The sequence below is a fragment of the Bacillus sonorensis NBRC 101234 = KCTC 13918 genome, assembly GCF_001592005.1.
GTDB classification, from domain to species: domain Bacteria; phylum Bacillota; class Bacilli; order Bacillales; family Bacillaceae; genus Bacillus; species Bacillus sonorensis.
The window spans coordinates 26,133-38,761 of the sequence record NZ_BCVZ01000010.1 but is presented as its reverse complement, the minus strand read 5'-3'; the positions used below and the strand labels follow the sequence as shown (position 1 = coordinate 38,761).

12 protein-coding genes and 2 pseudogenes are annotated in these 12,629 nt (G+C 45.8%); 8 read left to right on the top strand and 6 right to left on the bottom strand.

Annotation, left to right across the window (positions count from 1 at the left end; translation table 11 throughout):
* Positions 1-115 precede the first annotated feature (115 nt).
* A pseudogene (locus tag BTR1S_RS12615) lies at positions 116-366 on the bottom strand (PTS transporter subunit EIIC); the annotation flags it as partial.
* Positions 367-426: 60 nt separating this feature from the next.
* Positions 427-1,170 (bottom strand): glucosamine-6-phosphate deaminase, encoded by a 744-nt coding sequence (gene nagB, locus BTR1S_RS12610; protein WP_029419465.1) that lies wholly within the window; start codon positions 1,168-1,170, stop codon positions 427-429.
* A 210-nt stretch (positions 1,171-1,380) separates the two neighbouring features.
* Between nagB and gamR the strand changes: the two genes are divergently transcribed.
* From gamR to BTR1S_RS12580, 6 genes are all read left to right on the top strand, one after another.
* Positions 1,381-2,106: a transcriptional regulator GamR gene (gamR, locus tag BTR1S_RS12605; RefSeq protein WP_006640046.1), complete on the top strand. Its 726-nt coding sequence runs from the start codon at positions 1,381-1,383 to the stop codon at positions 2,104-2,106.
* A 161-nt stretch (positions 2,107-2,267) separates the two neighbouring features.
* Positions 2,268-3,005, top strand: coding sequence for a chitin disaccharide deacetylase (gene chbG, locus BTR1S_RS12600; RefSeq protein ID WP_006640047.1), 738 nt, complete (start codon positions 2,268-2,270; stop codon positions 3,003-3,005).
* Between the two features lie 14 nt (positions 3,006-3,019).
* The gene (locus BTR1S_RS12595) at positions 3,020-4,420 is read left to right on the top strand and encodes a PTS transporter subunit EIIC (protein ID WP_029419464.1); all 1,401 of its coding nucleotides are present in this window, start codon (positions 3,020-3,022) and stop codon (positions 4,418-4,420) included.
* A gap of 88 nt (positions 4,421-4,508) precedes the next feature.
* Positions 4,509-4,862 (top strand): VOC family protein, encoded by a 354-nt coding sequence (locus tag BTR1S_RS12590; RefSeq protein WP_236836457.1) that lies wholly within the window; start codon positions 4,509-4,511, stop codon positions 4,860-4,862.
* A gap of 78 nt (positions 4,863-4,940) precedes the next feature.
* Positions 4,941-5,708 carry a MerR family transcriptional regulator gene (locus tag BTR1S_RS12585; protein ID WP_029419462.1) on the top strand — a complete coding sequence of 256 codons (768 nt, stop codon included), beginning with the start codon at positions 4,941-4,943 and terminating at the stop codon, positions 5,706-5,708.
* Positions 5,709-5,982: 274 nt separating this feature from the next.
* The gene (locus BTR1S_RS12580; protein ID WP_029419461.1) at positions 5,983-7,362 is read left to right on the top strand and encodes an amino acid permease; all 1,380 of its coding nucleotides are present in this window, start codon (positions 5,983-5,985) and stop codon (positions 7,360-7,362) included.
* Here the strand turns inward: BTR1S_RS12580 and BTR1S_RS22540 are convergent.
* Together BTR1S_RS22540 and BTR1S_RS12575 are read right to left on the bottom strand one after the other, a co-directional pair.
* A complete protein-coding gene (locus tag BTR1S_RS22540; protein ID WP_141231098.1) occupies positions 7,352-7,696 on the bottom strand; it encodes a hypothetical protein in 345 nt (114 codons plus the stop codon). The two genes, BTR1S_RS12580 and BTR1S_RS22540, sit on opposite strands and share 11 nt — an antisense overlap.
* An 85-nt stretch (positions 7,697-7,781) precedes the next feature.
* A complete protein-coding gene (locus BTR1S_RS12575; protein ID WP_029419460.1) occupies positions 7,782-8,174 on the bottom strand; it encodes a ribosomal maturation YjgA family protein in 393 nt (130 codons plus the stop codon).
* A 75-nt stretch (positions 8,175-8,249) separates the two neighbouring features.
* Here BTR1S_RS12575 and BTR1S_RS23595 point away from each other — a divergent pair.
* Positions 8,250-8,937, top strand: a pseudogene (locus BTR1S_RS23595) (VWA domain-containing protein).
* Between the two features lie 146 nt (positions 8,938-9,083).
* Positions 9,084-9,476, top strand: a complete 393-nt coding sequence (locus BTR1S_RS12570) for a hypothetical protein (protein ID WP_006640054.1) — start codon at positions 9,084-9,086, stop codon at positions 9,474-9,476.
* Between the two features lie 353 nt (positions 9,477-9,829).
* Here BTR1S_RS12570 and BTR1S_RS12565 read toward each other — a convergent pair whose 3' ends face one another.
* A complete protein-coding gene (locus tag BTR1S_RS12565) occupies positions 9,830-11,266 on the bottom strand; it encodes an alanine/glycine:cation symporter family protein (protein ID WP_006640055.1) in 1,437 nt (478 codons plus the stop codon).
* 25 nt (positions 11,267-11,291) lie between these two features.
* Positions 11,292-12,275 (bottom strand): glutaminase, encoded by a 984-nt coding sequence (locus BTR1S_RS12560; protein ID WP_006640056.1) that lies wholly within the window; start codon positions 12,273-12,275, stop codon positions 11,292-11,294.
* Positions 12,276-12,629: the final 354 nt, after the last annotated feature.

Here is a 12,629-nt window from a genome sequence, read left to right as displayed (position 1 = left end):
CATTCACTCCTTCATACGAGGTTTTAGTTTATTTTTTCCTCGTATTCAGGAATCCAAACATGTTCGCCTGCATCCTCCACATGTTTACGGACCTTCGGACGGTTTTTGCCACATCAGGAGGTTTTAAACCGAGAAGCTTTCCCATATTATCAAGGGTGACAGTCAATATGAGATAGCCGATGACAGCCCCAGCCCGGCGGCTTCTTCTCCTCCCGCTAAACCGATGGCAACGCCGCCGGCAAGAATGAGCGGAAGATTGTCAAAGACGACACCGCCCGCGTCTTTGATGATCGAAATATTGAGTACATCTTGATCGCCAAAACGAAGCAGCAGGCCGGCCGCCGGCAAAACGGCAGCCAGGGCCATCAATGCCCGCCCAAGCTGTCGTAAAATTTGGAACGCTTTTTTTAAACATAACAGTCTCCTTTATGATGATTGTTTTTTTAACTGTTGAGCCGCATGCTGATCTGCAATTACTGTCACATTGGGATGAGACTGCAAAATGGAAGCGGGTACATTTTTGGTCATGATGCCCTCCGCCATCTTTTGGACAGCTTCGGCCTTTTCTTCTCCGCTGGCCAATAAAACAATGTGCCGGCTAAACTCCATAATGGTTTGGATTCCCATCGAAATGGCGAGCCGCGGAACGAGCGACTGATCGCCGAAAAAGCGCGCATTGGCCTTAATTGTGCTTTCCGACAGGCGGACGATCCGAGTCCTTGCTTCAGGATCGGACCCCGGTTCATTAAAACCGATATGTCCGTTTGCGCCGATCCCGAGAATCTGAATATCGATTCCCCCTATACGTCTGATCAGATTTTCATAAGCTGAACACTCGTCTTCAAGCTGCGGATTGTCTCCCTTTGGAATATGTATTTGTTCCTCAGGTACATTGATATGACGAAATAAATGATCATACATGAATTTGTTATAACTTTGTGGATGTTCAGGTGATAATCCGATATATTCGTCTAAATTAAATGTTGTAACCTTAGAGAAATCAAGTTCACCTGATTTGTATTGATGGACGAGTTGTTTGTACAGCCCAATTGGAGTGCTGCCTGTGGCAAGCCCCCAGACAGCGTCCGGTTTCGCTTTTACACAGTCTTTGACAATATCAGCGCTTATTCGGCAAAGATCGTCGTAATGATCGGCTATGATGATGTTCATGTGGCCATTCCTCCCTGGTGATTTTCACGCGAAAATTTGTTACTATCATTTTTGAATTGTTACTGCAAATTTAGCACCGATAAAATCTTTTTGTCAATGCAATATTGAACGTTCATTTTTGAGGTATGATACAAATCTTTCGCGATTGGATGTTAAATGGTATTATAAAACCATTCCCATGTACTGAAGATGAAAAGCGGAGGGACTGTTATGACTGAGGAAAAAAGGAATGTCGCTTTATATTCCGTCATCAAGTTTAAAATCATCGAGCTGATTAAATCAGGTAAATATAAAGCAAATGACCAGCTGCCGACAGAGAGCGAATTTTGCGAGCAGTATCATGTCAGCAGAACGACGGTCAGGCTGGCATTGCAGCAGCTCGAGCTTGAAGGATATATTAAGAGAATTCAAGGAAAAGGCACTTTTGTTTCCGCGGCAAAAATTCAAGCGCCCATTCCCCATAAAATTACGAGCTTTGCAGAGCAGATGAAGGGCTTGAGATCTGAATCAAAAGTGCTTGAGCTTGTTGTGATTCCCGCAGATCAATCAATCGCAGAGCTTTTGCAAATCAATGAGAACGATCCTGTCAATAAGCTTGTCAGGATCAGATATGCCGAGGATGAACCGCTGCAATACCATACTTCATATATTCCTTGGAAAATTGCCCCCGCCCTTGTTCAAGAAGAGTGTACTGGTTCATTGTTTGCTTTGCTGAGGTCAAAATACAACATTCGCATCGAGCGGGGAACTGAATGGATCGAACCGATTTTGACCGATGAAACAATCAGCGAACATTTGTTAATCAATGTCGGCGCTCCGGTGTTCCTGTCTGAGTCCATCACCTATGATGATCAGGGGGGAGTCGTGGAATACGCTCAAATCATTACGAGAGGGGACAGAACGAAATTTATCGTCGAACAGCAATATAGCACATAGAAATCAACCTGTTAACTGGCATTGTTCAGTAACAGGTTTTTTCTTTTGGCCAAGAAAGCATGGCCGGCGGGTCCTGCAAAATGGATGAAAGATGCCGTCATGATAAAACCGCCGGACGGAGCATATTTTGTAATCAGAACATGATGAAGGGGATATTGCCGATGAAAAAATTGATTATCAATGCCGATGATTTTGGTTATTCAAGAGGCGTCAATTATGGGATTATCGATGCCCACAGACTGGGAATTTTAACATCAGCGACTTTAATGGCCAATATGCCGGGCGCCGGGCATGCCGCCCGCCTCGCCAAAACGCATCCAGGTTTGGGGGTCGGCGTGCATTTGGTGCTGACATGCGGAAGACCTCTTCTTACGGATCATCGGACAATTGTTGATGCAAAGGGGGATTTTCGCCAACTTTCGTTCTACAGGGGAGCGTTCACAGTCGATTTTGAAGAGGTATATGCCGAGTGGAAAGCGCAGATAGAACGGCTATATGCGTTTGGCCTGGAGCCCACACATCTGGACAGTCATCATCACATTAACTCTTATGCCGGAATGCCGGAGGTGTTTTTAAGGCTTGCGCAAGAATTCGGGCTGCCTGTCAGAAACAATATGGATGATGCGGCATTGAATGAAGCGAACATCAAAACAACCGATGGGTTTTCGACGGTTCTTGAAACTGCTTTAAAGGATGAACAAGCCGTCAGCGGGCTTTTCAAAGACTCTGAATCAGTCGAAGTGATGACGCATCCGGCTTATCTGGATAAGACTCTCTTGGCGAATTCCTCGTTTACGTATCCGCGGGTGGATGAACTGGAGTTTTTAACCGACGCAGAGACCGCAAGACGGGTGAAGTCGCTGCCTGATGTACGCCTTTCAACATTCGGAGATCTGTAGCAGGGGGGAGACTGATGAAACACTTTCTTCAAAAGCTGGGCAAATCAATGCTTATTCCGATAGCGGCTCTTCCGGCAGCGGGATTATTGCTTCGGCTGTCTGCCGAAGACATGCTCAATATCCCGCTTTTTCAAGCTTCAGGCGTCATTCTGAACAATATGGATATATTGATTGCGATCGGCATCGCCATGGGGCTTGCCAAGACAAAGGATAAAGGGATACCTGCATTGACGGGTTATTTGGCCATTTCCGTCCTCAATGAAGGGCTCGGCATTCTAAACCAGGATCTTGACATGAGCGTTTTTGGCGGAGTTATCGCAGGTTTAATGGCTGCCTATATTTATAATCAATTTCAGCACACCCGGCTTCCAAGCATGTTCGCTTTTTTTGGCGGAGAGAAATTTCCGATTACGATGATCATTTTGGTGATGATCCCGATTGCGGGCCTGTTTTCCGTTGTATGGCCTTACGCGCAGGCGGGCATCGATGCTTTTAGCCAGATGCTTGTAGGGATGGGGGCTTTCGGAATATTTGTATTCGGATTTTTCAATCGGTTTTTGCTGCCGTTTGGACTTCATCATGTTATGAATACGTATGTATATTTTGGTCTCGGACGTTTTGAGACGGCTTCGGGGCAGGCGATCACAGGCGAAATTACACGCTTTTTGAATGGCGATCCGCATGCCGGGTATTTTCTCGGAGGATTTTTCATCACGATGATGTTTGGCATTCCCGCGATCGCATTGGCGATTTCGCGAGCCGCCAGAACAAAGAAGAAAGAAACGAAAGCGCTGATGTCTTCAGGAGCTGCAACATCGTTTATTACCGGCATTACAGAGCCGATTGAATTTACGTTTTTATTTACATCGCCATTATTGTATGTTCTTCATTCCGTGTATACGGGTCTGGCCGGCATGACGCTTTATTTGCTCGGGATTCGGCACGGCTTTTCATGGGGAGCGGGGGTGATCGACTATGTGCTGAACCTGAATCTATCTGATCGCGGACTGCTGGTGATACCGGTCGGTTTGGCATTCTTCATCCTCTATTATGCCACCTTTTATTTTATCATCACAAAGCGGAATGTTCCGGTAGTCGGCAGGGAGCAGGGTGCCGCCTCTTTGCAGGAAAATGGAGGGGGGACGGCTGAAAAACATTCAAAATATCAAACAATCACCGCAGACATTCTTCAGCATATCGGAGGAAAAGAAAATGTGATGTCGTGTGAAAACTGTATGACGCGTCTGAGACTCAGGCTGGCCGATAACTCCCTGGCTGACGAAGCAAAACTAAAGCGTGCCGGGGCACACGGCGTCATCAAGATTGGCCGGCATGATATTCAGATTGTGGTCGGTCCGGATGCGGCGAATGTGAAGCGGGAATTGCAAACTCTCATAGAGCGCGAATCGTATTAAGGCTGTATCTATTCTCGCTTCGGACAGCAAGTGTTATGATGAAGACGAGTATGCATGATGAAAAGATACTGGGGGATTTTTTTTGCAAGTGATTAAGTCATATATTCGTCTGTACACGGACGATTTAGACTCCGCGATGTCATTTTATGAAAATCTCTTGGACTGTAAAACTGAATTCAGGTTTCAATACCGGGAAATGGATTTGGAAATTGCGGCCGTCGGCCATTTTCTCATACTGGAAGGATCGCCAAAGGCCTTAGAGCCCTTTCTGGAAACAAAAGCAACCTTGATCGTTGATTCTGTTGAGGAGTTTAAAGAACGGCTCCTTGAGAATGGATCTGAGGTGGTGCGGGACATAAAGGAAGTGCCGACAGGGAAAAACATGACGATGAAGCATCCCGACGGTTCCACCATCGAATATGTGCAATTCTTCAATCAATAACACTTGCACCTCCCGCAACGTGAGGCTTTATCATCGAAGAAAGCCTCGCGGCGAAGGAACTTGAGGAGGATGGTAAGAGTGGAAAAAGATCAATATTATTCAATCGGAGTTTTCTCTAAAAAAACCGGCGTATCGGTGCGGACTTTACACTATTATGATGAAATCGGGCTGCTCAAACCTGAGAAGCATCCAGGCTCAGGACATCGCCTCTATACCGAACGGGACGAGATGGCCTTGCTGAAGATCACGTGTTTGAAGTCTCTGGGATACAGCCTTGAGCAAATCCGGGCGATCATAAAAGAGTCCAGCTTTGATGCCAGTCTGATTGAAACATTGCAGAAGCAAAAACATGAGCTTGAAAGGAAACAGGAGGAGATTGGGACCGCGTTGAAAGCGATCAGCCGGATGATCGGGCTGCTGAAGGAAGAGGAAGAAATAGACGGAGCCGTTTTTATGAGTCTTATCAACAGCATCCAAACAGAAAAAGATCAGCGGCTATGGATCGAGCAGAACATGACAAAAGAGCTTGCCGACCGGTTATTTGACAAACCGGAAGAGGAGATGGCGGCATTGGATCAGGCCTTTATTCAGTTGGCCAAAGAGGTTAAAAGGCTGGCGGGAAAGCCTGTGGATGATCCCGAGGTGCAGGAGATGGCAGACCGGCATATGAAGGTGAGCCTCCAGTTTGTCGGAGCGGATGCACTGTCGGCTTTCGGCAGTATTAACGAAGCTGAAACGGAGAAGTTTGTGGATCAGATCCCTTCGCCTTATACGAGACAAGAGGAAGAATGGCTTGAACGCGTGTTTGAATATTATATGGTTCATAATGAGATATCCTTTCAGTAAGGAAGAGTAAAACCGATATGAATGCGGCCGGCTTTGCCGGGCGCTATTTTTTTTGCGGGTATGGGCAGGAGATTATTTTACTTTGAAACCTTTTTCATTTACTATAGATATTGTCCATATTTTAGGGAATTCTTCATTTGTGCGAGGGGTGTATATCGGCATACATATCAGTTCCAGGCAACCTTGAATTGACAAGCTTGATTTGATACGCAGAACGTGCAGAGTCAAGAGAATCTGTCTTCTCTCGCTTTGTATTTTTTTGGAGGAAAAAGCCTTGCGAAACTTATTTCAGAAAAAAGATGTAGCACAACTTTTGGCACAGCATCAAAAACGGAAAAACAACCCTTCCATGGGGGCATTTGATTTAACATTATTGGGAATTGGGGCCGTTATCGGAACGGGCGTCATGGTGCTGACGGGGATAACGGCCGCGCAGAATGCTGGACCGGCTGTGATTTTTTCGTTTATCCTGGCTGCCGTTGTCTGTAGTTTGGCCGCTCTTTGCTATGCCGAAATTTCATCTGCGCTGCCTGTTTACGGGAGCGCCTATATTTACTCATACACAACAATGGGAGAAATCGTCGGCCACCTGATGGGCTGGACGCTATTGTCGGTTTACATGCTGACTTCTTCCGCGGTCGCGAGCGGATGGTCGAGCTATTTCAATAATTTGCTGGCGGGATTCGGTCTGTCCATCCCCAAACAGCTGCTGACCACTCCCGAACACGGCGGGGTCATGAATCTTCCTGCCATCGCGATTACATTTATCATGACATGGATTTTGTCAAAGGGAACAAAAGAGAGCAAAAAGTTTAACAATGCGATGGTCATCGTGAAGATACTCATTGTCGCGCTCTTTATTATCGCGGGCAGCTTTTATGTGAAGCCTGAAAACTGGCATCCTTTTATGCCGTTTGGGACAGAAGGCGTCATTACCGGAGCGGCTGCTGTGTTTTTCGCGTATTTAGGGTTTGATGCCATTTCCGCTTCTGCTGAAGATGTGAAAAATCCGCAGCGTAATTTGCCGATCGGCATCATCGGATCATTATTGATTTGTACGTTGATTTATATCCTCGTCTGCCTTGTCATGACGGGTATGGTGCCGTACAGCCAGCTGAATGTCCCTGAAGCCATGTCCTATGTGCTGCAGGTCGTCCAGCAAAACACGGTGGCGGAAATTATATCTGTCGGCGCCGTGATCGGGCTGATGGCGGTGATTTTTGCGAACACCTTTGCGGCGACGAGAATTTCGTTTGCCATGAGCAGAGACGGGCTGCTGCCTAAAGTGTTTTCAATCACGGGGAAACGCTCGGGAGCCCCTGTATTGAATACTTGGATAACAGGACTGATAACGGCTCTGGTCGCCGGATTTGTCGATTTGAAAAATCTGTCCAATTTAGCCAATATGGGTGCGCTGCTCACTTTTTTGATGGTGAGTCTATCTGTGCTCATTTTGCGCAAAACCCATAAAGACCTGCCGCGCGGCTTTAAAGTTCCGTTCGTGCCGGTCATCCCGATTCTTTCCATAGGCTTCTGCCTGTTTCTTATCGCAAACCTGCCGGCGGAAACATGGCTCTATTTTTCCGTTTGGCTGCTGGCCGGAGCGGCGGTTTATTTCGGATATTCTTATAAACACAGCGCGCTTAAGCGTTAGCAGGCTGCGCTTCTTCAGAAAAGCTCCACTTAACGGAGCTTTTTTGTCTGCCTGGAAAAGACGCAGTATATCTTTCAACCGGGTTAAGGTGAGCCAACATGCTAAAATGCCAATAGGAATTTGAAAAATAATAGGAATGATTTTGTGAGAGGATTGAATGAGTTTTCAAGAATAGATGGGCAAATCGTAAAGCATGCGGCAGAGAATTATAGGGAAGAGATAATAATGTAGTTCCTCCTGCCAAAAAGGATAGAGACACTGGACATGTCGAAAAAAACAGGAGGAAATCCTCTGCCGGCTGCAGGAAATGACAGCCTGCTTGTGCTTTACGCATTGAACCCATCCTTTTTTATTATCGGACTTGTCCGGCTCATTTTAAACAGCACAAAGTCACAAAATAAAATTATGTAAATTTTCCCCTAAAGTTTTCGTTTATATATGATGCCCTCAAACAGAATGCCCGCTCCAATGCCCAGCAGATAGGCCAGTAAATCGCTCCATAAAAATCCATATCCGAGTACAAGGCCGCCAAGCGCCGTGGCGCGTATGTGATCGATCCAAGCGGCATGATACAGCTGGCTGCATTCGATTATATAGCAACATATCAGCGCTATAAGTCCAACGGTCTTTGTGTCCGCCTTCCTCAATAAAAAGCCGAATCCAAAAAAGATCATCAGTGCCCAAAGAGCATCCCCCGCATACATATTGACTGCATCCGGCAGCGCCGCTGCCATTTTCCGTGTGCTTAATCCTGCCGCCATGGCCATGAAAATAAGCGCGGCTTGCCATATAAGGCTGCGTTTCATCATCATGTGTAGCCCCGTTTCATGTTAGGTAATAAAACTTTTATATCCTTATATCGTATGAAACAAAAAGGGGATTTGCAAATGGCCACGATCAATCTGCAGAAGAAAAGCTTGGATTACGGCCCGGGTCGGCCTAATGTTCACTATCACAGGATCGGGATCTCTTTATAAAAATGGAACCGTTCAACAAACAGTTGAAAGAGTGCTGCCTGTTGCCGGCAGATTGCCGATGACGGGGTATTGAATATTGCTGGTATATGACAACGTATTAACCGCTAACTGAAAAAAGAATTTACGGGATATGTCGACCGGGAAATCATCGATAATGACCGGTTTCACAAGTTTGGAAACAATGATGAACCGCCTGTCATGAAAGACGCATTAAAAACATATATGGCTGAAGAACCAAGTTCAAATCCTGTCTTTATGAATGATGGAGACTGAAAAAGACGATCAAGTCGATGATTGAAGCGTCCTCTAATAAGCCATTATTCTGGCAATTTGTCGGAATTGAAGAGGGACACTTTGATTTTTTAAAAAAGCTCGGAAGCCCGCATGGTCGACAACCCTAATCTTTTTCATATTAACGATATAAGAGTGGTCAGATGATGAATGATATGTTTCGCTTCTTCATGAATGTCCTGTCTGGCTCGAAGAGGCGAAACAAAAAGGCATTTTGCCGGAATGCGAGAAAGGGGATATTCCGCAAACTGTTCAGACCGCCCTCCAATACGGCCCAAGAGGGTTGGGGAATATTAGAGTAATATAGTGCTCCCGTCTAGTAGCGCTTTAAAAATCATTGTTCTTAATTATTCTAGTAATTGATGTTGTGTAATTTTTCTATTTTTATTGATTATTTTAGCAAATATGTTATTATGTCATAGTTGCTAAATTAGCAAAGAAAGGGAGTTTAAAATGAAAAAAATTGTAATGATGCTGTTTACAGCTGTCCTTTTGGCAGTCGCATGTTTTGCCGGCAGTTCAGAAGCATTTGCCATGACTTCAAAAGGAGCGATTCAATTTAAAACAGATGCCAATACATATTCAAAACATGCCACTTCTATTGTCGTAACAGGTACTTTGGCACGGGATCTGGACAATGGTTATACCGTATTTCTTTATAAAAAAGGAAAAACTGCTCCAGTGAAAATGATAGATGTGGATCACAGTATTGGTACACGCAGTTTTAGGGCAGTCTTTTCGACGAAAAATATTCCAGCAGGCAAATATGATGTGATTGTAGCGCAAAGCTGGGCATGGAAAAATTGGCATGGAGAACTAAAACACTATATTACAGTACAACACTAAAATTGATATCTTAAATATAACAATTTAAATCTTAAAACATGATATTTTGTTATAAAAGACCATAAATGAGGATGTTTCTGAAAGTCTTTTGGACTTTCCGTGAAGCATCCTCTTTTATTTAAAACAAGCTGTGGAAGGGGCCTCTGCAACAGAATAAGCCAAAACCTTTACTGATAGAAAGTAGAACCGATTGCTTCAAAGTTTTGGTTAGACATTCTGTACGTTTCATCATTGCACAGTATGATTCATTTATCCGAAGTTCCCCATATGTTTGACTAAGTTTCCGTTTTTTCTGTCCGTGCACCTTTTGATAAGTAAACATCAAAAAGCCGCCCTCCAAGGCGGCTTCATGTTTATCCCGCATGTTCACTTTTTGACACTTGCGCGGTTCCTGAGTGCTCCCAGCACTCGATGTTTTCGTGATTTTCGATCACATCCTTGTAAAAGACGGGATCTTTTCCGGCTTTTCTTTGCTTCACATAGTCGTTCAAAGCAGCAAAGGCGTTTTTCGATAACAGGAAGATCGCGATTAAATTAACGATGACCATCAATCCCATGAACAGGTCGGCCATATCCCAGACGAGCTGGACTTTTGCAACACAGCCGAAGATCACCATTCCGAGTACACCGATTCTGTATAGCAATAAGACTGCTTTGCTTTTGTTTAAGAAGCCGATGTTGGTCTCTCCGTAGTAATAGTTTCCGATGAGCGCGCAGAAACCGAATAACAATATCAAAATCGCCAAAAATCCCGACGCCCACGGTCCGACGTGTTCGCTTAGAGCGGCTTGCGTCAGCGGGATTCCGCTCAGTCCAGGCTGCTTATAGGCATCAGAGAACAAAATGATCAGGGCGGTGCTTGTACAAATGATTAATGTGTCCGTTAAGACGCCGAACGCCTGAATCAGCCCCTGTTTGACGGGATGGCTTGTCGTTGCCGTTGCGGCTGCATTTGGCGCGCTTCCCATTCCCGCTTCGTTTGAGAAAATTCCGCGTTTGATCCCGTGCATCAGTGCCGCGCCTAATGCTCCGCCCGCCGCCTGCTCAAATCCGAACGCATTTTTCACGATCAGCGCAAAAACATCCGGCAGCTGAGAAATGTTGGTCAGAATGACGAAAAAAGCGACACCGATATAGAGCACGGCTAAAAACATGACGATATATTCGGAAAGCTTCGCAATCCGTTTCACGCCGCCGAAAATGATCGTCCCGAAAACGGCGATCAAAATGACGCCGAGGGTGAAGCGGTCCGTCCCAAATGCGTTATTGAACGCGACGCTGATCGTATTCGATTGAACGGAGTTGAACACGATTCCGAATGACAGGGTGATTAAAACCGCAAACAGGGCGCCCATCCAGCGTTTTTTCAGCCCTTTTTCCATGTAATAGGCGGGGCCGCCGCGGAATCCATTTACATCTTTCACTTTATAAATTTGCGCCAGCGTGCTTTCGACAAAGCTTGAAGCTGAGCCGATAATGGCAATGATCCACATCCAGAAGATCGCTCCGGGGCCGCCGAGTGCAATCGCGATCGCGATTCCCGTAATATTTCCGGTGCCGACCCGGGCTGCCATGCTGATGCAAAACGCCTGGAAAGGCGATATATCGTTTTTGGAACGGTTTGCAGCGCCTTCCTTTAAAACGCGGACCATCTCTTTCAGCATCCGAACCTGCAAAAATTTCAATCTGAACGTAAAATATACTCCCAACGACAGAAGCAGCACGATTAATAGTTTTGACCAAAAAAAATCGTTTATGATTCCAATGACATACTGAAGGACTTCCTGCATGTTCTCACCTCTTGATTCATTATTTTCAAAAAATACTCAAATCCCACTCCTGTGCCAATTGTTTCAAAAGCATACCGCCTGTCAGGCTGTTGCCGTATTCGTCGATCGCCGGTCCGTAGATGCCGATCCCGCATCCGTGCTGAAAAGGCTCATTCCTTTTGAGGCTGGCCGGCACGGCGCACATGATTCCGCCGGATACGCCGCTTTTGGCGGGAATGCCGACAAAGGCGGCGAATTTTCCGGAAGCGTTGTACATCCCGCATGTCAGCATCAAGGCTTTTGTCAGCTTTGCGACGTCTTTTGGGATCACTTGCTCTCCGCGGAAAGGATGGTAACCGTCGTTCGCGAGAATCAAGCCGATCAGGGCGATATCTTCTGTGTTCCCTTCTATGGAGCATTGCTTCAGGTAAACCCCAAGCGTTTCTTCGACTTCGGCTTCCAAAAAGCCGGTTTCCTTTAAGTAATGCGCCAGTGCTCTGTTTCGATGGGCCGTCTGCCATTCTGACCGGAACACGTCTTCATTGATAACAGGGCGTTTTCCGATCATTTTCTCAATAATGGCGTAAATCGTTTCGATTTTTTGTTGAGCCGATTCTCCGGGCAGGATTGAAGCGACGGTTAGAGCGCCCGCGTTAATCATCGGGTTAAACGGTTTTCCCGGTTTATGCATCTCAAGGCGGATGATTGAATTAAATGCATCGCCTGTCGGCTCTACATCGACGCGATCCAAAACGTAAGGAATCCCTTTCGTTACACAGGCGGCAACAAAACTAATCACCTTTGAGATGCTTTGCAGTGTGAAAGGGATATCCCAGTCGCCCGATTTGATCACGGTTCGGTCAGGTCCCGCTACACAAATGCCGAGCTGTTTTGAATCGACTTCTCCCAATGCCGGGATATAGTCGGCATTGCGTCCATTGGCAGAGAAGGGACGGTAATGTTCGACCAAATCGTTAAGGCGGGCTTGCCAGAAATGGGTGTCATAGCGTTCTTTCACAATTTCTTTCATCGAAATTCCTCCAATCTGACCTGTAGATTTCTAGAAATACACGTGCGGTGGTATGGATATGACGGCTGCAGCCCGGATTCCGTAGGCCGCAGCGGTGATTGGTACAGAGCTTGTTCTATCCTGAAAAAAGGGGTATGGATAGGGAGTGAATTGCGGGAAAGTACAGCGCTTTCAAACTAAGGAAATATAATTTCAATTTAAAGGAGAACCTACATGATCATACAAAAAACGACAAGAACGCTCAAAAAATAAGCCGATTGATTTAAAAATCAAACCGACTGTGGGTACAATGGGAGTTGCGGATCAAGATCGATTCAATACAAAATAAGACAACGCTGTTTAACGGGGGCACAA

Bases quoted from the DNA above. Each gene is read 5' to 3' on its own strand.
- nagB (WP_029419465.1), bottom strand. From the start codon at position 1,170: ATGAACATCATCATAGCCGATCATTACGACGATCTTTGCCGAATAAGC.
- gamR (WP_006640046.1), top strand. From the start codon at position 1,381: ATGACTGAGGAAAAAAGGAATGTCGCTTTATATTCCGTCATCAAGTTT.
- chbG (WP_006640047.1), top strand. From the start codon at position 2,268: ATGAAAAAATTGATTATCAATGCCGATGATTTTGGTTATTCAAGAGGC.
- BTR1S_RS12595 (WP_029419464.1), top strand. From the start codon at position 3,020: ATGAAACACTTTCTTCAAAAGCTGGGCAAATCAATGCTTATTCCGATA.
- BTR1S_RS22540 (WP_141231098.1), bottom strand. From the start codon at position 7,696: ATGCGTAAAGCACAAGCAGGCTGTCATTTCCTGCAGCCGGCAGAGGAT.
- BTR1S_RS12575 (WP_029419460.1), bottom strand. From the start codon at position 8,174: ATGATGATGAAACGCAGCCTTATATGGCAAGCCGCGCTTATTTTCATG.
- BTR1S_RS12570 (WP_006640054.1), top strand. From the start codon at position 9,084: ATGAAAAAAATTGTAATGATGCTGTTTACAGCTGTCCTTTTGGCAGTC.
- BTR1S_RS12565 (WP_006640055.1), bottom strand. From the start codon at position 11,266: ATGCAGGAAGTCCTTCAGTATGTCATTGGAATCATAAACGATTTTTTT.
- BTR1S_RS12560 (WP_006640056.1), bottom strand. From the start codon at position 12,275: ATGAAAGAAATTGTGAAAGAACGCTATGACACCCATTTCTGGCAAGCC.